At 28.4% G+C, this 21,625-nt stretch carries 24 protein-coding genes and 3 tRNA genes; 3 read left to right on the top strand and 24 right to left on the bottom strand.

From position 1 onward, the window contains the following. Positions 1–132: 132 nt before the first annotated feature. The 7 genes from AC1XWJ_RS05440 to AC1XWJ_RS05410 form a co-directional block, all read right to left on the bottom strand. Positions 133–206 (bottom strand) — tRNA-Gly (locus tag AC1XWJ_RS05440). 278 nt (positions 207–484) lie between these two features. Then, on the bottom strand, positions 485–805 hold the full coding sequence (locus tag AC1XWJ_RS05435) for a hypothetical protein (RefSeq protein WP_483334870.1): 321 nt from the start codon (positions 803–805) through the stop codon (positions 485–487). Positions 806–937: 132 nt separating this feature from the next. Continuing rightward, a complete protein-coding gene (locus AC1XWJ_RS05430) occupies positions 938–1,750 on the bottom strand; it encodes an InlB B-repeat-containing protein (RefSeq protein ID WP_483334869.1) in 813 nt (270 codons plus the stop codon). Between the two features lie 15 nt (positions 1,751–1,765). After that, positions 1,766–2,158 carry a hypothetical protein gene (locus AC1XWJ_RS05425; RefSeq protein ID WP_483334868.1) on the bottom strand — a complete coding sequence of 131 codons (393 nt, stop codon included), beginning with the start codon at positions 2,156–2,158 and terminating at the stop codon, positions 1,766–1,768. Further along, entirely contained in the window at positions 2,148–2,579 is a 432-nt protein-coding gene (locus AC1XWJ_RS05420) for a hypothetical protein (protein WP_483334867.1), read from the bottom strand. The genes AC1XWJ_RS05425 and AC1XWJ_RS05420 overlap by 11 nt, the downstream gene beginning before the upstream one ends. A gap of 306 nt (positions 2,580–2,885) precedes the next feature. Next, complete coding sequence (locus AC1XWJ_RS05415; RefSeq protein WP_483334866.1) at positions 2,886–3,206, bottom strand: hypothetical protein; 321 nt, start codon at positions 3,204–3,206, stop codon at positions 2,886–2,888. A gap of 81 nt (positions 3,207–3,287) precedes the next feature. Then, complete coding sequence (locus AC1XWJ_RS05410; protein WP_483334865.1) at positions 3,288–3,716, bottom strand: YSIRK-type signal peptide-containing protein; 429 nt, start codon at positions 3,714–3,716, stop codon at positions 3,288–3,290. 486 nt (positions 3,717–4,202) lie between these two features. Here AC1XWJ_RS05410 and AC1XWJ_RS05405 point away from each other — a divergent pair, with 486 nt between their 5' ends. Continuing rightward, the gene (locus tag AC1XWJ_RS05405) at positions 4,203–4,727 is read left to right on the top strand and encodes a GNAT family N-acetyltransferase (protein WP_483334864.1); all 525 of its coding nucleotides are present in this window, start codon (positions 4,203–4,205) and stop codon (positions 4,725–4,727) included. A 130-nt stretch (positions 4,728–4,857) separates the two neighbouring features. Here AC1XWJ_RS05405 and AC1XWJ_RS05400 read toward each other — a convergent pair whose 3' ends face one another. Both AC1XWJ_RS05400 and AC1XWJ_RS05395 read right to left on the bottom strand, forming a co-directional pair. After that, positions 4,858–5,274: a hypothetical protein gene (locus AC1XWJ_RS05400; RefSeq protein WP_483334863.1), complete on the bottom strand. Its 417-nt coding sequence runs from the start codon at positions 5,272–5,274 to the stop codon at positions 4,858–4,860. A gap of 33 nt (positions 5,275–5,307) precedes the next feature. Next, on the bottom strand, positions 5,308–5,847 hold the full coding sequence (locus AC1XWJ_RS05395; protein ID WP_483334862.1) for an aromatic acid exporter family protein: 540 nt from the start codon (positions 5,845–5,847) through the stop codon (positions 5,308–5,310). 155 nt (positions 5,848–6,002) lie between these two features. Between AC1XWJ_RS05395 and AC1XWJ_RS05390 the strand changes: the two genes are divergently transcribed. Next, complete coding sequence (locus AC1XWJ_RS05390; RefSeq protein ID WP_483334861.1) at positions 6,003–6,620, top strand: acetate uptake transporter; 618 nt, start codon at positions 6,003–6,005, stop codon at positions 6,618–6,620. A gap of 88 nt (positions 6,621–6,708) precedes the next feature. Here AC1XWJ_RS05390 and AC1XWJ_RS05385 read toward each other — a convergent pair whose 3' ends face one another. From AC1XWJ_RS05385 to AC1XWJ_RS05340, 10 genes are all read right to left on the bottom strand, one after another. Next, positions 6,709–7,587 carry a phosphate/phosphite/phosphonate ABC transporter substrate-binding protein gene (locus AC1XWJ_RS05385; protein WP_483334860.1) on the bottom strand — a complete coding sequence of 293 codons (879 nt, stop codon included), beginning with the start codon at positions 7,585–7,587 and terminating at the stop codon, positions 6,709–6,711. Between the two features lie 247 nt (positions 7,588–7,834). After that, a tRNA-Cys gene (locus AC1XWJ_RS05380) sits at positions 7,835–7,905 on the bottom strand. A gap of 21 nt (positions 7,906–7,926) precedes the next feature. After that, a tRNA-His gene (locus AC1XWJ_RS05375) sits at positions 7,927–8,002 on the bottom strand. 156 nt (positions 8,003–8,158) lie between these two features. After that, the gene (locus tag AC1XWJ_RS05370; RefSeq protein ID WP_483334859.1) at positions 8,159–9,463 is read right to left on the bottom strand and encodes an isochorismatase family protein; all 1,305 of its coding nucleotides are present in this window, start codon (positions 9,461–9,463) and stop codon (positions 8,159–8,161) included. Positions 9,464–9,618: 155 nt separating this feature from the next. Next, positions 9,619–11,046 carry an Asp-tRNA(Asn)/Glu-tRNA(Gln) amidotransferase subunit GatB gene (gene gatB / locus AC1XWJ_RS05365; protein ID WP_483334858.1) on the bottom strand — a complete coding sequence of 476 codons (1,428 nt, stop codon included), beginning with the start codon at positions 11,044–11,046 and terminating at the stop codon, positions 9,619–9,621. 17 nt (positions 11,047–11,063) lie between these two features. Then, positions 11,064–12,521, bottom strand: coding sequence for an Asp-tRNA(Asn)/Glu-tRNA(Gln) amidotransferase subunit GatA (gene gatA, locus AC1XWJ_RS05360; RefSeq protein ID WP_483334857.1), 1,458 nt, complete (start codon positions 12,519–12,521; stop codon positions 11,064–11,066). A 19-nt stretch (positions 12,522–12,540) separates the two neighbouring features. Further along, entirely contained in the window at positions 12,541–12,831 is a 291-nt protein-coding gene (gene gatC / locus AC1XWJ_RS05355; protein ID WP_483334856.1) for an Asp-tRNA(Asn)/Glu-tRNA(Gln) amidotransferase subunit GatC, read from the bottom strand. A 108-nt stretch (positions 12,832–12,939) separates the two neighbouring features. Further along, the gene (locus AC1XWJ_RS05350) at positions 12,940–13,320 is read right to left on the bottom strand and encodes a VOC family protein (protein WP_483334855.1); all 381 of its coding nucleotides are present in this window, start codon (positions 13,318–13,320) and stop codon (positions 12,940–12,942) included. Between the two features lie 103 nt (positions 13,321–13,423). Further along, positions 13,424–14,359 (bottom strand): metal ABC transporter solute-binding protein, Zn/Mn family, encoded by a 936-nt coding sequence (locus AC1XWJ_RS05345; protein WP_483334854.1) that lies wholly within the window; start codon positions 14,357–14,359, stop codon positions 13,424–13,426. Between the two features lie 308 nt (positions 14,360–14,667). Then, entirely contained in the window at positions 14,668–15,507 is an 840-nt protein-coding gene (locus AC1XWJ_RS05340; RefSeq protein ID WP_483334853.1) for a DegV family protein, read from the bottom strand. Between the two features lie 200 nt (positions 15,508–15,707). Here AC1XWJ_RS05340 and AC1XWJ_RS05335 point away from each other — a divergent pair, with 200 nt between their 5' ends. After that, on the top strand, positions 15,708–16,337 hold the full coding sequence (locus tag AC1XWJ_RS05335) for a YigZ family protein (protein WP_483334852.1): 630 nt from the start codon (positions 15,708–15,710) through the stop codon (positions 16,335–16,337). Between the two features lie 152 nt (positions 16,338–16,489). Here the strand turns inward: AC1XWJ_RS05335 and AC1XWJ_RS05330 are convergent, their stop codons facing one another. From AC1XWJ_RS05330 to AC1XWJ_RS05310, 5 genes are all read right to left on the bottom strand, one after another. Continuing rightward, on the bottom strand, positions 16,490–16,930 hold the full coding sequence (locus AC1XWJ_RS05330; RefSeq protein WP_483334851.1) for a VOC family protein: 441 nt from the start codon (positions 16,928–16,930) through the stop codon (positions 16,490–16,492). 99 nt (positions 16,931–17,029) lie between these two features. Then, positions 17,030–17,716 (bottom strand): YjjG family noncanonical pyrimidine nucleotidase, encoded by a 687-nt coding sequence (locus tag AC1XWJ_RS05325; protein ID WP_483334850.1) that lies wholly within the window; start codon positions 17,714–17,716, stop codon positions 17,030–17,032. Positions 17,717–17,726: 10 nt separating this feature from the next. After that, positions 17,727–19,019 carry a 5-formyltetrahydrofolate cyclo-ligase gene (locus AC1XWJ_RS05320; RefSeq protein ID WP_483334849.1) on the bottom strand — a complete coding sequence of 431 codons (1,293 nt, stop codon included), beginning with the start codon at positions 19,017–19,019 and terminating at the stop codon, positions 17,727–17,729. 88 nt (positions 19,020–19,107) lie between these two features. Further along, positions 19,108–19,764 carry a DNA alkylation repair protein gene (locus tag AC1XWJ_RS05315; protein WP_483334848.1) on the bottom strand — a complete coding sequence of 219 codons (657 nt, stop codon included), beginning with the start codon at positions 19,762–19,764 and terminating at the stop codon, positions 19,108–19,110. Positions 19,765–19,766: 2 nt separating this feature from the next. After that, positions 19,767–21,374: a CTP synthase gene (locus tag AC1XWJ_RS05310; protein ID WP_483334847.1), complete on the bottom strand. Its 1,608-nt coding sequence runs from the start codon at positions 21,372–21,374 to the stop codon at positions 19,767–19,769. Positions 21,375–21,625 lie beyond the last annotated feature (251 nt).

Below are 21,625 nucleotides of genomic sequence, written 5' to 3'. Positions count from 1 at the left end.
TCTCCAAATTACTTGTTAGCTTGATTAGCTCTCTTAAAAAAGTTTTTTTAGTTGTCTTTTCTTCAACTTCTTTTATCGGAATTAACGTTGACTTTTCGTTTAGTTTTCAATGTTCAATGTTTTTTTCAATAATGGAGCGGGTGATGAGAATCGAACTCACAACATCAGTTTGGAAGACTGAGGTTTTACCACTAAACTACACCCGCATTTTTTATATATTTTATTTTATTTCTTCTTTGAGAAGACTTTGTCTATTTTATCATTTTAATAATTCTTTGTCAAGAACTTTTTTATCTTTTTTTTCTTAACATTTGATTATTTTTTGTTTGTGATTGTTCGTCTATTTTTAAGACTTTAATATTCTATCATCTTCTTTTTTGTTTGTCAATATATTTTTTATATTTATTTCTTAATTTTTTTACTTCTTAACTTTAAATGAAGAAGATATACTCAAAATTAAGTATATCTTCTATTTAAAAACTAATTATTTATCTTTTCTCTTACGATATGTTATTATTGTCGCTAATATTAATCCAACCATTCCTGTATAAGTTGTTGAATTTGTTTTATAACCTGTATTAGACAGTTTCTTCTCTATTTTTTCTGGTTTATCTTTCTCTATATCTGCTTCCTTCAGTTCTTCTGAGTATGGGGTTGGATTAGTAATTTCTAGTTTCGGTAAATCGTAATCCAGTGGGGGCACAGTTGGTCTACCTATTTTTAGTTTTGGCAAATTATAATCTAATGGGGGCACTACCGCTTTGCCTATTTCCAGTTTCGGTAAATTATAATCTAGTGGGGGCACAGTTGGTCGCCCTATTTCTAGTTTCGGTAAATTATAATCTAATGGGGCACTATCGCTTTTCCTATTTCTAGTTTTGGCAAGTCATAATCTAATGGGGGCACTACCGCTTTTCCTATTTCCAGTTTTGGTAAATTATAATCTAGTGGTGGCACCATTGGTCGCCCTATTTCTAATTTTGGCAAATCGTAATCCATTGGGGGGCTCCGTTGGTCTACCTATTTCTAGTTTTGGCAAATCATATTCTAGTGGTGGTAATACCGCCTTGCCTATTTCTAGCTTCGGCAAGTCATAACTTAATTCCGGTCCTGTTTCACTTTTTTTAAGTTCTGACTCTTTTATCCATCCAGCATAAACATGAACTTCATTTGGATTTAAAATTGTTGTTATTTCTCTACCCATTTCTCCAAAAGAAATCTTGTCAAAATCAACTAATTTATCTTTTTCTGTATCTTCACTAGCCATTTCTACTACGTTTCCTTGTGCATCAACAGTAAACCAGCCTTTGAATACATAACCTTCGCGTGTAGGTTCATCAGAAATTTTGTTAACTTTTACTTTGTAAGAATCATAAACATCAAATAGTTCTTCTTTCTCTTTTGAATTATCAGCAAATTTTGCATCAGGTGCATTAACGTGGTATACCATTTTGGCACGTTGCCCTAAAATAATAGTATTTTTTTCTGGATTTAGCATATAGTCCCATACACCTACAGATGTATGATCATTATATCCAGCTGCATTTCTATAAGTTGATAGTCTATTTACATAATGTAAATATTTAGCATCTTCTTTAGTAGGGTTGTATTGTCCATCTCCTCTTGCAACTGTATATCCTATATAACGATGACTATTTTCCTCCAATTTTTTATTTAAATTATTAGCGTTCGTAAGTTTCTCTTTTTCACTTATTGAAACATTTATTTGTTTATTTAGTGAGCCAGTCAAGATAATTGAAGATTGTCAATCTATAACACGAACGTCATTACCGTCAAATTGACCATTTGGGGTAATAATAACATCTTTTTTAGCATAGATATTTAAGCCACCATTTTCTTCCGATGATAGTATATGTCCTGAACCCGTTGACCAATCTCCTCTTCTATTTCCAGATAACGTCGAAGTGTCTACTTTTAAATAACCATCATTTAAGATACCTGGTACAGAGTAATAAGCCCAGTTATCTTTAATTTGGGCACCATTTTGTAACGTCAAATGTCCTTCGTTGTATATCGCACCTCCAGTAGAGCTAGCCGTACCACTGGAGATAATACCACCATTAATAGTAACTGTATTTCCATTACCAATAAACAATCCACCACCATGACTCATATTATTATATGTACTATGTAGCATTATTTAGTACATTAACATTAGTCATAATCAAATTAACTCCAGCAGTATCGCCGACTTTATTCGCCACAGCAATACCTGCCCCTGATATCTCAGATGTAATATTCTGAATTGTAGTATCAGTTATTGTTGCAGTAACTGTACTTCCATTATAGAATACAATTCCGCCACCGTATTTCGTAGTTTTATATTTCGAAGTTGAGTTCCAAGCAGTTCCAGATCCATTCAATGTTGAATTTTTTAAATCAAATTCTCCTGTTCCTACTACTTGGATAAATCCTCCAGATTCGTATGTATGTGAACCTTCTCCTATATTAAAATTACTAGAATCTATCGTTAAGTAAGAACCTTCAGTTGTTATTGCTCCTCCTGCTATACCGTAGCCACCTAAATTACTACCTATACTAAATTGAGAATTTTTCACTATACTATGATTATTAGCAAATCCAGAATCCTCAAATTTAATAAATCCTCCAGTAGAGAATCCTCCTCTGTAACCTTCTTTTTCAAAAGAAAATTTAGCATTATAGATTTTAGCTACACCTCCTGTTATTTCAATAGATCCTCCTTGCAGACCAGCTTCTGAACTAGATGTTGCAGTATTATTATTTTTAAATATGGTAGTTGTTGCATTTTCACTATTTATGTTAAAGTTAGACTCATGTAGCTTTATTGCTCCTCCTTCACCATTTCCTCCACCTATTCCAGTCAGATTGTTAGTGAAACTACCTCATACTACATTTACAGTAGATCTCTTAGCTAAAATAGCCCCTCCACTAGGATGATTATTTGCACTAGTAACTGACGATTTTGTTTTATTATTATCAAAATTCGTATTAGTTAAATTAAGAGTTGTATTTCTTATATTAATAGCCCCTCCAGCATAACTATCTTCAGCAGAAACATTTTGTATGTTCTCCGTAGTTCCATTTTCAATATTAGAATCAGTAATATCTATTTGCGCATTATTAGCATAAATAAATCTTCCCATTGATCCACCATTAAAGTTCAAATTATTAAATGAAACTGTAGCACAATTTATGTTAAACATACTATCCACTGTTCCTGCTAAGCTCAGAGTATTACCATTTCCATTAATAATTCCTCTATAAGTATTAGATATAGCAATTTCTTATGAGATAGATAATGAATTTATTAAAGAAATATTACTATTACTAGCAATAGCTGATTTTAATTCATCAACAGTTGAAACTTCTACTGGCATATCTAATGGTAATGCTCTACTTCTAATACCTTCTCCTGTTTCGCTAGTAACATTCAATAATTCTTCATTAGTTTTATTATTGACATTATCTTCAGGTGTAGATATCTCATTAGCTGTAGATTTTTTCTTATCATCATTATTAGAATTCTCTGTCAATAAAGTCGCAACATTTTCTTCGTTTTGTTCTGGGTTCTCATTAGCGGACGCTACTCCCCCATAAAAATAAGCTGCAAATGCTACCGATGCAACTCCTACACTAAGTTTTTTAATACCATAACTGTATTGCTTATTTAATTCTTTTTCATTCAAAATTTTCTTGTTATTTTTACCTATCATAAAGTTCTCCTAATCTTTATTTTTTAAATTAATATAATAATTTTCGTAAATATTCTTAAATAATACCTTCTTTTTTTAATACAATTAATATCTAACCGTATAATTATTAAATTAAACATCTTAAACAACAACTATAATTATAAGTATAAAACATCATTATAATTACATAAATATACCATAATAATAGCATACATATATTAAGAAATCAATAAATATTTTTCTATATTAATATAAATTATATATCGCTACTTAACATAGCAATCTATCGAATTAAATATTATAATATATCTACCTAAGTTAATTGATTTTAGACTAATTATAATATAGTTAATTTATTAAAATTTTTCACATACGAAAGAAAAATTACAATATATTTGTAATTTAATAAGGCAAAATTCTTTAATAGTTAAGATAAAATATATTGCTAAACATTTGTAGATATACTATAATTAACAAAATAAATAAATTATTTTAAGGAGGTATTTTATGATATTTAGAGAATTAACTATTAATGATTTGAAAATGGTAGAAAATTATAAAAAAGATTTTTTGAAAAATTCGGAATTTATTCACGGAGCTGCAAGACTAGAAACAACTGATTCACTTTTATGGATAAAAGAATTACCTTTATACAAAGACTATAAAACTATTCCCAATAAAGATTTCGTTACAGCTCATACATTTGTACTTACTGATAATATAGAAATAATAGGTATAATAAACTTGCGTCATGAATTAAATGACTATCTATTAAACTTCGGAGGTCATATAGGATATAGTGTAAACAAAAAACATCGTGGTAAAGGTTATGGAAAAATTTTATTACAGCATTGTCTAGATTTTGCTTTTAATAATCTATTATTAGACAAAGTACTTTTAACGTGCAACGAAAATAACATAGCTTCTAAAAAAGTTATTATATCTTGTGGAGGAATACTTGAAAATAAAGTTATAGACTCAACTGACAATAATTTAATTACCGAAAGATATTGGATAAATAAAAAAAATTAAGAGAATATTATTAAAAAGTTGTTGATATATTCTAAAAAAGAAATATTCAACAATTTTTTTAATTTAATTAAGTTAAATAGATAAAAGTAATTATTAGATTGTATAAATATAAAACTTTCAATATAAACAGCTAGTTATTATTGACATTTTTCATAACAAATTCATTTTTAATTTCTAAAAATCTTCTAAAATCAGTAAGCAATCTGTATAAAATAGCTCTATCTTCAAATTCATCTCTATTCCTAGGTAATTCTCCTCTTCTATAATTTTTAGTTACAATCTCTAAATCTTCTAAAATATATTCACAAGAGTTAAATTCCGATACTTGCTCTGCAGTCAAATAAAATATAGATGCTAATTTTTCACTCTCTTTTCTATCTATTTTAATCAACTTTATACTTGAATACATATATTTTAAAGTATTGTACTGATTCATTCTAGCAATTAAGTATTGCTTATTATACTCTTTATACTTAAAAAGAGCATTATCTTCTTCAGCAGAAATAATATCTGACATCTTAACTATATCATTATTCAAGTTCTCCAAAATATTTGGTAGCTGTTCTTTAGGTATCTGCTCTTATGAAAGCAAAATTCTTTTTTTAGCAGGCATCAATCTTAAATAAAAAATATATAAAATCTCCTTTATTTGTTGCTCTATTTTATTTTTGTAAAGAGCTAGTTCTTTTTCTCTTGATGGCATATATAAATTTAAAACACCAGCTATTGTTACTGAAATTAACATCAAATATATTTCATTCAATACTATTTCTTTTGATATTTCTCTCAGTTCTAAAATATGTCCCAAAAGAACTAAACTAGGAACAAGTCCTATCATAATTCCAAATTTCATAGAAATAGGTATAAATATAATTAATATCAAAAATAAAGACAATAAGCTATATCCTACGTGATAAAAAACTATTATTCCTAGTAAAAAAACTATTAATAACGAAATAATTCTTTGATACGCTATTTTAAAAGTTGTTTTTCTTGTATCTGCAATACTTATTAAAGTTATTATCCCTGCAGAATAAGTATGATTTAATTGTAAATAATGCGCTAAAATTATTGCTGAAATGGTTCCTATTACTAATTTTGCAAATTTTATGTAATCCATTTAATTCTCCATATTTTTTTCAAAAATAAAATTCTTACCCTATTATAATTAATTGTATCTCTTTTTTCAATATTTTCAATCGTTGGTTAGCGTTGACAAAATAACGTTTTTTTGATAGGCTAATAGCTATGTATCATATTATTATGGAGGTTTTTATGGAAAACAAACAAATTAAAATTGCTACTGCTGATCCTTCGGCACTAGGGCTATTCGGATTAGCTATGGTAACATTAGTAGCATCTTCTCAAAAGTTAGGTCTTACTTCAGGGGTATCATTAGTTATACCTTGGGCTATTTTTTTAGGGGGATTTGCTCAACTTTTTGCTTGTATTCACGATGCAAGAAAACAAAACACATTCGGTGCAACAGCATTCGGTGCGTATGCTCTGTTTTGGTTTGGAGTCGGGACAACTTGGCTTATTCAAAATGGTGTATTCGGTACAACTTTAGCCAAAAATTCAGATGTTAAACAACTAGCATTTGCATTTTTAGGATATTTAGTATTTACATTATTTATGACTATTGCTGCTGTAGAAACGAACAAAGTATTATTTATTATCTTTATCTTAATAGATTTTCTGTTTATAGGACTTAGTTTATCTACATTCGGTATTGCAGAACACTCTATGCACTTGTTAGCAGCATATAGCGAATTATTAATATCTATTTTTGCTTTTTACGGATTTGCTGCTAATGTTTTAAATGCGCATTTCAAATATGAATTTTTACCTCTTGGCAAGCCTTTAGGAATATTTGTAAAAAAAAGTAATTAGATTTTGATATTGCCCCAAAATTAAGATTTTGGGGTTTTATCATTTTTTCTAATTACTTTTTATTTATATTTTAGTGAATATATGTGAATTATTTAACCTTATGTAAATCTACATTCATTATTTTAGCAGTTTCTTCTACTTCTTTGTATGAATCTTCATTTACTTCTGTAAATCCTGTTATGTTAAATAATTTAGTAAATAAATCCATTGTTTCTTTGTCATTTTCCAATTCTTTAAATGCTTGTTTTAATTTTTTTTGCATCTCTTCATCTAAAGAATTAGAAGCTACTATAGTTATTCCTGGAATCATATTAGACTGTTTAAGGACCATAACATTTTCTTTAGCACTAGGAAATTCTTTTTCATATCTCTCCACTATTCTGTCGTAAGATCCAATAACATCTACATCTCCATTAACTAAAAGTTGCAAACTTTTATCGTGTCCACCAGTGAACTGAGTAGTTACATCATTTTCTAATGATAATCCTGCATTTACCAACATAGCTCCAGGATAAATATATCCTGAGGTTGAACTAGGATCTACGAAAGCCACCTTTTTACCTTTTACATCTTCCAAAGAATTTATACCAGAATCTTTTCTTGTATATAAATAAGAGTAATAACCAGGCTCTCCTGTTTTTCCTTTAGCTGTCAATATAGGTTTAGCTTGTTGCTCTTTTGCTAATAAGTACGCAAAAGGTGGCATAAAACCAAAGTCTACACTTCCACTTCCTATACCTTCAACAAAACCTATATAATTGCTAGCAGTATATGCTTCAACTTTTACACCTAATTTCTTACTTAAAGCATCAGCAATAGGTTTTACATCCTCAATTAGAGTTTCGCTATTATTTAAAGGAACAAATCCCATTTTTATAACTTTTTGTTCTTCTTTTTTACTATTTGAACAAGAAGATAAAGTTATAATTAACAATAAACTTACTACTATACCTAATAATTTCTTCACACAAATCCCCTCCTAGTGTGCTTTATTTTTTGTAAATAATATCGCTATCATTCACAAAATTATTATACCATATACTATATCAAAAAAATACCTTATTTCTATCAATATATAATATTTTGTCAAAGAAAATTTATAAAAAAGCTAATCGCAATCACATAGCTATATTGTTAAGATTATTTAAAAATGTATATTCTACTACATAAAATAAAAAAAGTTAGTATAAATAAATTATACTAACTTTTTTTTAAGGCGGCTACCGGATTTGAACCGGTGATCAAGGTTTTGCAGACCCGTGCCTTACCACTTGGCTAAGCCGCCATAATATATATAATTATTAAATGGGGCGGCTGACGGGAATCGAACCCGCGAATGTCGGAACCACAATCCGATGCGTTAACCACTTCGCCACAGCCGCCATATTGTTAAAAGCAACATAGATAATTATATATTGTTTTCTATTAATTGTCAAGGTATATTTGGTATTGTTTCATATATAATTAACGAAATAAAAATTAAATAATCTCAAATAACATTAAAATGTTACCTGAGATTATTAATTAACTATAAATAATTATTTTACCTTAACTCCTAAAGCTTGTAAATAAATGTGTAATGTATCATTAACCTCTTTAGTATTACTTAAAGTACTATCTAAATCAACAACAATCTCGACATTTTTATTATAATTTTGTACTAATATTATATTACTTAACACACAAATATTCGAAACTAAGCCTACAAATTCTACTGTTTTATAATCGCTTCTTGCAATAAATTTTGCTAACTCCACACTTCCAAAAGAATCTTTTTCAAATATTCTCTTAGCATTATCCATGTAATTAACAATATTACCATATAGTTTATGACCTTGACTATCCTTTATACAATGTTCAATAGGTATATGTAGTCCTTCTCTAGTTTCTAAATATCCCTCATCATGTGTGTCAAACGTAAATACTATATCTTGTCCCTCAGATAAATATTGCTTTATTTTATCCTCTATATTGGACTCTATACCTCCTGCACCAGAAAATCCCAAAGTCCCATCAACAAAATCTACTTGATAGTCAACAATAACTAACAATTTCTCTGATGTCCTATTTTTCAACTGTAATTTTATGTATAAAAATACTACAATAGACAACAATAATACAAGAGCTGTATAAATAACATTATCAATAGCCTTCATATTACGACCTAAATTAAATATAATAATAGCTGATGTTCCTAAAATTAACAAAACTATAGGAACTAAATATTTAGACCTTATTTTTAATTCTATTAAGAAATCTTTTTTACCTAATTTTTTGTATATTAAAAATATAATTAGAACTATTGTGGATATTAAAAATAATATTATTCCATATTTATGAACTATATGAAATACATATTTCCAACTAGGTCCTAATATATATCCCATTGTAATAAATGTAAATACCCACAATATTCCACCAACCGTTGAGTAAATATGAAATTTCTTAGCATCTACCTTAGAAATACCAGAAAAATAACCTAGAATATGACGAACTCCCGGTAAATAATAAGCTATAAAAATAACTATAGGTCCGTATTTATTGAAAAACTTTGTCGCTTGAGCCATTCTTGGCTTAGTAAGACCTATATATGTTCCGTATTTGTCAATAGCTCTTCTCCCTAATCTACGACCCACTTCGTATGATAATTGCATACCTATTATCGTCCCTAAAGATCCTGATAAAATCATAAGTAAATAATTAGCGTGTCCAGAATAACCCATAACACCTGCAACTGCCATCATAGTTTCCCCAGGAATAGGCAATGCAACAAATTCTAATATTAACGAAACAAATAATATTAAATATACGTGTTCAGTTAATAATTTAAACAACATATCCATAAATTTATACAATACTCCTCTTTGTTTAATTATAACAATTATAACACAATTTACTTATCTTATCCAAAATAGTTTTTAATTTTCATAATAAAAAACAGCTCAAAATTTTTGAACTGTCTTTATTTTGTAATTTCGTATAAATTGAATTATTTATTCTATCTTTTTGCTATTTCTTCTAGTAACATTTTATTTATCATTTGTGGATTAGCTTGCCCTTTGGAAGCTTTCATTATTTGACCTACTAAGAATCCTATGGCTCTATCTTTTCCATTTTTGTAGTCTTCTATAGATTGAGGATTATTATCTAGTGCTTCTGTTACCCATGCACTAAGTTGGTTAGTATCTGAAACCTGTACTAATCCTTTTTCTTTTACTATTTCTTTAGCATCTCCACCATTTTCGATAAGCTCTTGGAAAACTTTCTTAGCTATTTTACTAGAAATCGTTCCATCAGTAATTAGATTTATCATTCCTGCCAAAGATGCCCCTGTTAATTTAGTATCTTTTAGTTCTTTTTGTTCTTTATTCAAATAAGCATTAACATCCACCATTAAATAGTTAGACGCTAATTTAGGATCTGCTCCTAACTTAACTGTTTCTTCAAACATATCAGACATTTCTTTAGTTAATGTTAATACGTGTGCATCATAGGCTGGCAATCCTAATTCTTCTTGATATCTCTTTCTTCTAGCGTCTGGTAATTCTGGTATTGTTGCACGTACTTCTTCCATCCATTCATCAGATATTATCATAGGAACTATGTCTGGCTCTGGGAAATATCTATAGTCATCTGAACCTTCTTTTACACGCATAAGTTTTGTTGTTCCCGTTGTTTCATCAAATCTACGTGTTTCTTGTTTGATTTCTCCTCCAGACAAAATAACTTGTTCTTGACGTTTTTCTTCGAATTCTAAACCTTTTTTTACAAATGTGAATGAGTTTAAATTTTTTAATTCAGTTTTTGTTCCAAATTTTGTCTGTCCATAAGGTCTAATAGATATATTAGCATCACAACGCATTGACCCTTCTTCCATTTTGACATCAGAAACTTCAATATATTGAATTATTGAACGTAATTTTTCTAAATAAGCATATGCTTCTTCAGGAGTTCTAATATCAGGTTCAGAAACTATTTCTATAAGAGGTGTTCCTTGTCTATTTAAATCTACTAGAGAATATCCGTTTTTATGAGTTAATTTTCCTGCATCTTCTTCTAAGTGCGCACGAGTAATCCCTATTCTTTTTGTTTCTCCATTAACTTCTATGTCTATCCAACCATTTTCTCCTATAGGTTGATCAAATTGTGATATTTGATAGGCTTTCGGATTATCTGGATAAAAATAATTTTTTCTATCAAACTTCGATTCTTTTGCTACAGTCATATTAAGAGCCATTGCAGCTTTCATTCCCCATTCAACAGCACGTTTATTTACTACTGGTAAAACTCCCGGATATCCTAAATCTATTACACTAGTATTAGTATTTGGCTCCGCTCCAAAGTGTGCTGGAGATGAAGAAAATATTTTTGAATCTGTTTTTAATTCTACGTGGACCTCAAGTCCTATTACTGTTTCAAAATGCATAATTATCTCCTACTATATTAAAGTTCTATTTTTTTATCTTGTAAATTATAGTGTTGTTCAAATGCATAAGCTACATCATAAATAGTAGACTCTGCAAATGGTTTACCAATAATTTGCATACCTATAGGACGTTTTCCTTTCAGTCCACAAGGAATACTTATAGCCGGTAATCCAGCCATATTAACAGGTATTGTCAATAAGTCATTAGTGTACATTGTTACACCACTCTTAAATTTCTCACCCAAATCAAATGCAACTGTTGGTGATGTAGGACCAATAACAACATCATATTCTGCGAATACTCTATCAAAATCTTCTTTTATTAGTGTTCTAACTTTTTGAGCTTTTTTGTAATATGCATCATAATATCCTGATGATAAAACATAAGTCCCTAACATAATACGTTTTTTTACTTCCGTTCCAAAACCTTCACCACGAGTTTTTTTGTAGACTTCTTCTAAATTATTAGCTTCTTCACTTCTATAACCGTAGCGTATTCCGTCAAATCTTGATAGATTAGAGCTTGCTTCTGCTGAAGCAATTATATAATAAGTTTCGATTCCGTAAGATACATTAGGTAGCGATACTTCTTCTACTATAGCTCCTTCACTTTCTAGCCATTTTACACCTTCCAAAACGCTAGCTTTTACATCCTCATCTACACCTTCACCAAAATATTCTTTTGGTAAAGCTATTTTCATTCCTTTAATATTTCCAGTTATGATTTCACTAAATTTTGGAACTGATATAGGAGCACTCGTCATATCATTATCATCAACACCAGAAATAGCCTCTAAAACTCTTGCATTGTCTTTAACTGTTCTTGTCATAGGACCTATCTGATCAAGTGATGATGCAAATGCTACTAATCCATAACGTGATATACGCCCATAAGTAGGTTTCAATCCTACAACCCCACAATAAGACGCTGGTTGACGAACTGAACCTCCTGTATCACTACCTAAGCTAAAGTGAACTTGCCCTGCTGCTACTGCCGAAGCACTTCCTCCACTAGATCCTCCAGGTACTGCATTCAAATCATGTGGGTTTTTAGTAATTTTATAATAAGACGTTTCAGTTGAACCACCCATAGCAAATTCATCCATATTTAACTTTCCTAGCAAAATAGGATTTTCAGCATTTAATTTTCGCATTACTGTAGCATCATAAATAGGATTAAATCCTTGTAGTATTTTCGAGGCACAAGTAGTTTCTATATCTTTAGTTATAATATTATCTTTAATACCCATAGGTATACCAAATAAACTACCTGTTATTTCACCTCTGTCTTGCTTATCATCTAATTCTTTAGCTTTTTTTCTTGCTAATTCTTCTGTAACTGTTATAAACGATCCTACTTTTTCATCTGTTTCTTTAATTCTATTTAACGAAGCATTAACTAATTCAGAAGGTTTAATTTCTTTATTTTTTAATTGTTTTTCTAAACTCTCTATTGATTTATATATTAAATCCATCAAAATTCTCCTCATCTAATTATTCAATAATAGTTGGCACTTTAAATTGTCCTGCTTCTTGCTCATAAGCATTTTTCAAAACTTCATCTCTATCAAGACCAGCTTTTGCCTCATCCTCACGGAAGACATTTACTAGATCTAAAACATGATAAGTAGGCTTAATGTTATCCGTATTAACTACCGAAAGATTTTCTACCAATGTTACTACTTGCTCCATTTTTTCAACAAATCCTTCAATTTCATCTTCTTTTATTTCTAATCTTGCAAGATGTGCAATATGCTCAATTTGTTCTCTAGTTATTTTCGACATACTATCCTCCACATTATATTCATTCCCATATAATAGCATAAAAAAAGCATTTTATCAATATTTCTCTTAGATAAAACACTTTTATTTTCAACATTTTCTTATAATAAATTATTTTACTTCTCTAACTGCAAAATAGTTATTCTCTTCATCAGAAAAATTAAAAAATTTCATATCACCAAAACTAATTATCTCGTTCGCATTAACACCATTATTCAAAAGTTTACTATGTAATTTTTCTATATTATCTGTTGTCATTAAAATAGAGGGAGTTCCCAAATTTAATTCTGGACTCATCTTCCTTACTTGTTCTCTGTTATGAAGAACAAATTCTGTGGCTCCATTTAATTTAGGAGCTACTTCATATACATATCCACCCATAGGATTATCTACTCTAACAACTTTTTCAAATCCTATTTTATTTTTCCAAAACTCAGCTGCTTTATCTTGATCGTCAACATATAACATAACTTGCCCTAAATCTTTAATCATTATCTAATTTCTCCGTTCTTTTTTATGGATAATACCACAAATATTTTCTAAAGTAAAGTATATAGATTAGAAAAAGCTCAGTAATTAAACTGAGCTTTTATAGTTATTTTAAGGCATTCACTATTGTATCTATATTTGCCTTAACTGTTTTTATATAAGTTTCACTATTATGTTCTTTATCTCCTAATGAATCAGAGTATAATTCTCCACCTATCGTTATTTCATGTCCTTTTGATTTGACCGCTTCTTGAAGTGATTTTATAGTTTTTTCTGGTACAGATGACTCAACGAAAATTGCTTTTATTTTTCTATCAGAAATTTCTTTAGCTAAGTTGTCTATATCTGAAGTGGTAGCTTCTGCTTCTGTACTAACACCTTGAATAGCCAATACATCGAAACCATATCTGCTAGCGAAATAACTAAAGGCATCGTGCGCTGTAACTAAGGCACGCTGTTCTTTTGTTAACTCTTCTGCACGCATTTTTACATACTTATCAAGATCCATTAATTCTTTTTTATAATTATCATAATTTTTCGTAAATATATCTTTGTTATCAGATGAATATTCAGAAAGTTTATTTTTTATATGCTCCCCTACTTCTTTCCAAATATCTATATCAAACCAAATGTGTGGGTCAGGAGTTCCATTTTCTTCTAATTTGATTTTATCCTTAGCTATTCCCTCACTAGCATTAATTATTTTCTTATCTTTTAGCTCAGAAAAAATAGATTCCATTTTCCCTTCCAAATGCAGCCCTTGATATATAATTACATCTGCTTTTTTTAACTTTTCTACATCTGATGCAGTAGGTTTATAAAGATGTGGATCCACTCCTTCTCCCATAAGTCCCTCTACTTCTACTTTGTCACCACCTATATTTTGTATTAAGTCTTTTAACATAGTAGTTGTAGTAACAACATGTAGTTTTTTATTACCAGTATTACTTATATTTTGTTGATTATCTTTTTTACTACATCCCGAAATGATCAACAATATAGATAATACTGGAATTAATATAGATAATATTTTCTTTCTCATCATATTTCTCCTTATTTTATAAATTATTTTGTAAAAAATATATCTTTACAAAAATAATTATAAATTATTTTCACCGTTAAGTAAATAGATTTTGCTAATTAAAATTTAATTTTCAAATATAAATCCTATAAAACCATTAATATCGCAATTTTAAAACATTAAATTTCTTGCTTATAAGATTTTTTCTTTCCTTAGTAGAAATTTATTCTCCTAAATACATTACGCTATTATTTTATATTTATATAATAAAAAATCCTCTTTGCATATAGCAAAAAGAATTTTAATAAAATAATTATTTAGAAAAGTTATTACTTTTCATATAGCTCTATTATCACACCTACTGAACCCTCTCCTGCATGTGTAGATACGGCTGGTGTTGTAGTATTTATATTTTCATCGGGAATTGAATATCCTAATCTATCATAGATAAGTTCTCTAATTTCCTTAATATATTCATCTGATATCGTATCAATCAAGCTAATTTGTTTTATTTTTCTATCTTTTATATCATCTAAAATAGCTTTTATTAATGATTGAATTAATTTTTTTCTACCTCTCACCTTATCCAATACAACTAGCTCATCTTCACAAAGTTTAGTTAGTATCTTCAAATTTAAAACTCCTCCGATTATACCAGCAGTTTTCTTTATTCTACCACCTTTGACTAAATTATCTAACTTATCTACCGTAACATAGGTAAGAATATCCTTAGTTTTCTTATTAAGTTTTTCTACTATTTCTGATATAGATAATCCTTCCTTAACGTAATTATAACAATCTTCCACAAAATATTTAATTCCTCTAGAAGCTGTCTTAGTATCAACTACATAAATGCCATTAAACTCATTTGCGGCAGAACAAGCTGTACTATAAGTTCCACTCAAAGCACTTGATACATGAATAGAAATAATTTCATATCCCAGATTAGTCCATTTCTCATAAGTTTCCAAAAATGCTCCTAATGATGGTTGACTAGTAAAAAATTGCTTTGCATTTCGCATTTTATAAATATATTCTTTATTGTCTATATCTATAAACTCTTCTCCATCTATAGTAACCTTCATAGGTAAAACTTCTACATTATATTTTTCAATCTCTTCAATCGATAAATCACTTGTTGAATCTGTTATTATTTTTATTTTAGTCATTATTAGCTCCTCTTAAATTAGCGAAATACAAAATACAATATTATTATAATATATTATTAATAAAAAAAATATATCATAGCCCAATTATATACTATTTCATCAAACTTAGCAAACAAATAATTTTTAAATATTAATATTGACAATAGTATATATTTGATTAATAATAGTTATATAAATTTAATATAAACAAGGAAAAAATCATGACAAATTTTATTACAATAAAAGAAAATATTGATGATGAATTTATAGAAAAAAAATCAACCTTTATTACCAAGTTAATAAGAATAAACTCTGAGGATGAAGCAAGAGCTTTTGTACAAGAAAATAAAAAAAAATATTATGATTCAGCACATGTATGTTCTGCATATGTTATAGGAAATAATAATGAGATAACTAGAGCTAATGATGACGGGGAACCAAGTGGAACAGCCGGAACTCCTATGTTAGAAGTTCTTATAAAAAACAATATAAAAAATGTTTGTGCAGTAGTTATTCGTTATTTCGGTGGAACTAAATTAGGTACTGGAGGTCTAGTTAGAGCATACTCTGGTGGTGTTATTAACTGTCTAAAAAAAGCTAAATTAGTAGAGAGAAAAGATGCTTTGGAATTAAATATTGAAATAGACTATTCTTTAAATGATAAACTAGAATACGAGGTTCAAAAAACAGAATTTATAGTTCATAATAAAGAATATAGCGACAAAGTAACCTACACTATATTTGTAATTGAAGACGAAGAAGAAATATTTACAAATTGGATTACCAAAATTACCAACAACAACTTTAAAATAACATCATCAAAATCAAAGCAACTTGAATTTGAAATATAAAAAAGATAACGATAAGTAATAATTTATCGTTATCTTCTTGTTTAACAACTATTCTTATCTATTTAATAAAATCTTTTAAGAAAGTTACAAGTTAATATATTTTTAAAAAATAATTTTATATTCCCAATTAATATACACACTAATAAGATTAACTAGAATTTTACATTTTCAGATACAAAACCAGGAATATCTGTATTAATCTGCCATGTCATACCAAACTTATCTACCACTATTCCATAAGCAGGACTCCATGGAGTTTCTTGCATCTCCATACCAATATTCTTAGCGTCTATTGATAATTTCGCAAAAATACTATTAGCTTCTTCAACATTATCCAATTGAATACAAGCAGTCATATTAGTTCCTGTTACATAAGGATAATCATCTCCATTATCTGATAATTGCATACGAATGCCATTAATGTCTAAAGAGGCGTTCAACAAACGATCTTTCATATTATCTGGAATATCCGGCATAGCGTCGCCAAAAGTTGTACAACTCAAAACAGTTGCATCAAAAACATTTTTATAAAATTCTACCGCTTCTAATCCGTTATTATCTGTTACTAAATATAACTCAAGTGATTTTATCATACTTAATTTTATCTCCATCTCATTAAAATATATTACATCAACATATTATACATTAAACTAAATATAGTCAAAATATTTGCTCAAGATATATACTATTTTTTATTTCTGTCTTAATATTTCCAATAAATCAGAATAATTTTTTATTTCATAAGTAGGTTTTATTTCTGTGTTATTATCAAGATTGTTAAAATTACACCAAACACTATCAATACCAAAATTAATAGCCCCTTTTATGTCTGCCGAAAGACTATCTCCTATCATTAATACTCTCGTTTTTTCAAAATTAGATATCTTGCTTTCAATAATTTCAAAAAATCGTTTATCAGGTTTTTGTACATCAAATGTTTCTGAAATAAAAATATCTTTAAAATATTTTTCCAAAACTGAATTTTTTAATCTGTTAGTTTGAATATTATAAAAACCGTTAGTAGCTGCATATATTTCATAATTATCTTTTAATATCTCTAATAAATCAACTGCCCCTGCGATATGATCTCCTTGCATACCAAAAAAATATTCATATCGCTTAGCAAGATACTTTCCATCCACATCAATACCAAAGTGAGAAAATAAATTTTTAAATCTATTATTAATTAAAAATTCTCTGCTTATTTCTTTATTGTCTAGCTTACTCCATAATTTCTTATTAATGGAACTATACACTTTTTTATATCCTTCTATATCATCAATATTTTGTTCCAATAACAACATAATTAATGCTTTATCTTCAGCTAAATCAAAATCTAATAGCGTATTATCTAAATCAAACAATAAATATTTATACATAACTCTCCTCCTACACTTCCAAAACTCCAAAACTAAATTTTGAACCTGCACGTTGATATTTTTTTAAATTAAATTTTTCAAATATTTTGTCTAGGTTATGTGCTTTTATAATCACCTTTTTTCTTGCTACTCTAATCATTTCTTTAAATAATTCCTCACTAATTCCATCATAACTTGCTAACCTATCTAATGTAGATAGGTTTGTTGATTCTTTTATTTTTATACTAAACATAGGGTCAGCATACACCACATCATAACTATTATCTTTACAATTTTTCAAAAAGTCTAAATTGTTGTTATTATAAGTCTTTATTTTTCTAAGGGATTTATCTAATTTGTCTATACCTGTTTCAAAATTCTCTAAGCCATCTTTAACTAGAAAATAAATAATTTTATTTTCTTCTAATGATGTAACATTGTGACCGTAATAACTCAAAACTACACTATCTCTTCCAAGTCCCATAGTTATATCCAAAACTTCCTGCTCTTTTTCGTCAATTATTTCTAACAGCGGTTCATTATTATTTTTAATTCTTATCATTGCTGTATCCAAGTGAAAAAATAATTTATTATTATCTTTATCAACAAATATTAACTTATCTTTGTAGACAACAAGAACATTCTCATATTTAGATATTATTTCTTTAATAGTTAATTTTCTTCTCTCTAAATAATTGACATTAAAATATTGCGCCAATTCCTTAGCTTTATCCTTTAAACTATCTGTAACATTCACATTTGTGGTAACAACAAAATTAGTAAATACTTTATCAAGAGATTCAGTAACTAACCTATTTACTCTAATATCATGAGAATCTATAGGAATTTTAGACACCAATAGATTATCAAAACAAACTCCTATAGAATACTTATACATATTTTTCGAAAAATATTTATCATAATATCCTTTACCATATCCTAATCTATATCCATTATTATCAAAAACTATAGAGGGGGTTATTACTAAATCTATGTTACCTTCATAAAAATCATTATTACTAGGTTCCAAAATACCAAATTTATTTTTAATAAATTCAGTATTTTCATCAATACGAATTAAGTTCATAGTATTTTCTGATATTTTAGGAACAAAGATTTCTTTCTTATTAATATATTTTTTTATAAATTTATCAGTAATTACCTCACTCCCAAAACTCAGATAAACAAATATCGATCTAGCTTCTTTAAACTCTACTAACTTCTCTATTTTACTAAATATTATTTCAGAGCTTCTTTCTATATAGTGATTATCCAATAAATCTCTTTTTCGTAAAAATTCAGCTCTCATAGATTTTTTATCCATATATCCTCCAATTAACAAATATTAAATAATTATCTTAATACTTATTACTATTTTTAAAATAAAAAGTTTAGCTATGTAGCTAAACTTTTTATAAATATTTACTAGCTTCTCTTATACTAAGATTTGCCATATCACTTTCATATTTATTTAAGAAATTTCTTACCCAAACTGGATTTACTTTTGAATAATCTCTTAATGCCCAACCTATAGCTTTATTAATAAAAAACTCATAAGTACCAAAATTATTCACCAAAATTTGTTCTAACAATTCTTTATTAGTCTTATCTTTTCTTAATAATTGATGATCTATTGCTACTCTTCTTAACCATATATTATCAGACTTACTCCAATCAATGATAGTACTGACTACTTCTGGATATTTAAAAGAAATATGACCTACCACTTTATCTAAAATATCAATAGTATCCCACCAAGATTTTTCTAAAATTAATTTTTTTATTTTTATAACATCTTTATCATCTAAAAAGTCTTGCATATTTTTCAAATAATAAGCAGCCACATATTGAAATTCTCTATAAGGTAGATTCCAACATTTATTTACAAAATCCCAATCAACTATTTTATACTTTTTAGCTTCTTTGAAGTAATTGCCACAAATTTTATTTCTTAATGGAGAGCGAATACCCAAAAACTCAAATTGATTTTTCATATAAGCTTTCATTTCAACAGCCTGTGAATCATCTCTAAATTTATAAAAATCATCTATAAGATTATCTAAAGTCATTATTACTTATTACTACTTTCTATACTTGAGCGAATAAATCCATTAAACAGTGGGTGTGGCTTTTCTGGACGAGATTTAAACTCTGGATGATATTGTGAAGCTACAAACCACGGGTGGTCTTTTAATTCTATAATTTCTACTAATCTATTATCTGGGCTAATACCTGATAAAATTAACCCTTTTTCTTCCAAAATAGTTCTATAACTATTATTAAATTCATATCTATGACGGTGTCTTTCTTCTATTAAATCTTCTCCGTACTCTTTGTGTGCTTTTGTTCCACTTACTAATTTACAAGGATAACTACCCAAGCGTAAAGTACCACCCATATCAACTACATTTTCTTGATCTGGTAGCAAGCTTATTATAGGATAAGGAGTGTTAGGATCTAACTCTGATGAATGTGCTCCATTTAAATTACAAACATTTCTCGCAAACTCAACCGTTGCAAGCTGCATTCCTAAACAAATACCTAAAAATGGAATTTTATTTACACGAGCATATTTAATTGTAGTGATCTTTCCTTCAACTCCACGATCTCCAAAACCACCGGGAACCAAAATTCCATCGTATCCTACTAAGTATTCTTCTGCATTTTCTTCCGTTATATCTTCAGATTGAATCCAAGAAATATTTATTTTAGCATTATTGTTATAACCTGCATGTTTTAATGCTTCTGCCACCGAAATATATGCATCATGTAATTCTACATATTTTCCAACTAAAGCTATATTAACCTCTTTTTCTAAATTATTAACTTTATTTACTAATGCTTCCCATTCCTTCATATCTGCTTCTTTTGTGGTAGTTAAATTAAAATGTTTTAGCAAAATTTCGTCAATACGTTGCTTTTTCATATTTAATGGTATTTCATATAAATTGTTTACATCTCTACTCTCAATAACATTCTCTTTAGGAGTATCACAAAACAACGAAATTTTCGATCTTAGTTCATCGGTTAATGGTAACTCATTTCTAACAACGATTATATCTGGCTGAATACCTAATCCTCTTAACTCTTTTACAGATTGTTGCGTAGGTTTAGTTTTCATTTCTCCAGCAGCTTTTATATAAGGTAGTAATGTACAATGTATATAACAAACATTTTCTCTACCTAAATCACTTCTAATTTGACGTATTGCTTCTAAAAATGGTAATGATTCAATATCTCCTGTAGTTCCACCTATTTCTGTTATTACTATATCAGCATCACTAGATTCACCAGCTAACAAAATCCTTGATTTTATTTCATTTGTTACGTGAGGAATTACCTGAACTGTTCCTCCTAGATAATCTCCACGCCTTTCTTTTTCAATTATAGTTGAATATACTCTACCAGCCGTTACGTTAGAATATTGACCTAAATTAACATCTATAAATCTCTCATAATGTCCTAAGTCTAAATCCGTTTCAGCTCCATCTTCTGTAACAAAAACTTCTCCGTGTTGATAAGGACTCATAGTTCCTGGGTCAACATTCAAATAAGGATCAAATTTTTGTAAAGTTATTTTTAACCCTCTATTTTTTAGAACACGTCCAACTGATGCTGCGACAATTCCCTTTCCTAATGATGAGACAACTCCACCAGTTACAAAAATGTATTTTGTCATTTTAATTCTCCTTTAGCTATAATCTTAATAAAATTTGAAGGCATTAAATATTAATTCATATTATTAATACCGTTTATACTAGGTATACAACCAAAAATTCCCCTATATCAAGAGATATAGGGGAATATAATTAATAAATTCACTCTTATTACTAAGTGCCCGAATATAATTATAGCATAAAAATCTACCATTTGCAAATAGTAATCACAAATGGTAGACGATAAAAATTAAATATAATATGTAAATGGAGT

Source organism: Gemelliphila sp. 1F1 (assembly GCF_056897515.1).
This window is presented reverse-complemented; position numbering and strand designations above follow the sequence as displayed.

Coding starts and splice junctions, on each gene's coding strand:
- AC1XWJ_RS05425 (WP_483334868.1), bottom strand. CDS start 2,158: ATGCTACATAGTACATATAATAATATGAGTCATGGTGGTGGATTGTTT.
- AC1XWJ_RS05415 (WP_483334866.1), bottom strand. CDS start 3,206: ATGTTTAACATAAATTGTGCTACAGTTTCATTTAATAATTTGAACTTT.
- AC1XWJ_RS05410 (WP_483334865.1), bottom strand. CDS start 3,716: ATGATAGGTAAAAATAACAAGAAAATTTTGAATGAAAAAGAATTAAAT.
- AC1XWJ_RS05405 (WP_483334864.1), top strand. CDS start 4,203: ATGATATTTAGAGAATTAACTATTAATGATTTGAAAATGGTAGAAAAT.
- AC1XWJ_RS05395 (WP_483334862.1), bottom strand. CDS start 5,847: ATGGATTACATAAAATTTGCAAAATTAGTAATAGGAACCATTTCAGCA.
- AC1XWJ_RS05390 (WP_483334861.1), top strand. CDS start 6,003: ATGGAAAACAAACAAATTAAAATTGCTACTGCTGATCCTTCGGCACTA.
- AC1XWJ_RS05370 (WP_483334859.1), bottom strand. CDS start 9,463: ATGGATATGTTGTTTAAATTATTAACTGAACACGTATATTTAATATTA.
- gatB (WP_483334858.1), bottom strand. CDS start 11,046: ATGCATTTTGAAACAGTAATAGGACTTGAGGTCCACGTAGAATTAAAA.
- gatA (WP_483334857.1), bottom strand. CDS start 12,521: ATGGATTTAATATATAAATCAATAGAGAGTTTAGAAAAACAATTAAAA.
- gatC (WP_483334856.1), bottom strand. CDS start 12,831: ATGTCGAAAATAACTAGAGAACAAATTGAGCATATTGCACATCTTGCA.
- AC1XWJ_RS05350 (WP_483334855.1), bottom strand. CDS start 13,320: ATGATTAAAGATTTAGGGCAAGTTATGTTATATGTTGACGATCAAGAT.
- AC1XWJ_RS05345 (WP_483334854.1), bottom strand. CDS start 14,359: ATGAGAAAGAAAATATTATCTATATTAATTCCAGTATTATCTATATTG.
- AC1XWJ_RS05340 (WP_483334853.1), bottom strand. CDS start 15,507: ATGACTAAAATAAAAATAATAACAGATTCAACAAGTGATTTATCGATT.
- AC1XWJ_RS05335 (WP_483334852.1), top strand. CDS start 15,708: ATGACAAATTTTATTACAATAAAAGAAAATATTGATGATGAATTTATA.
- AC1XWJ_RS05330 (WP_483334851.1), bottom strand. CDS start 16,930: ATGATAAAATCACTTGAGTTATATTTAGTAACAGATAATAACGGATTA.
- AC1XWJ_RS05325 (WP_483334850.1), bottom strand. CDS start 17,716: ATGTATAAATATTTATTGTTTGATTTAGATAATACGCTATTAGATTTT.
- AC1XWJ_RS05320 (WP_483334849.1), bottom strand. CDS start 19,019: ATGGATAAAAAATCTATGAGAGCTGAATTTTTACGAAAAAGAGATTTA.
- AC1XWJ_RS05315 (WP_483334848.1), bottom strand. CDS start 19,764: ATGACTTTAGATAATCTTATAGATGATTTTTATAAATTTAGAGATGAT.
- AC1XWJ_RS05310 (WP_483334847.1), bottom strand. CDS start 21,374: ATGACAAAATACATTTTTGTAACTGGTGGAGTTGTCTCATCATTAGGA.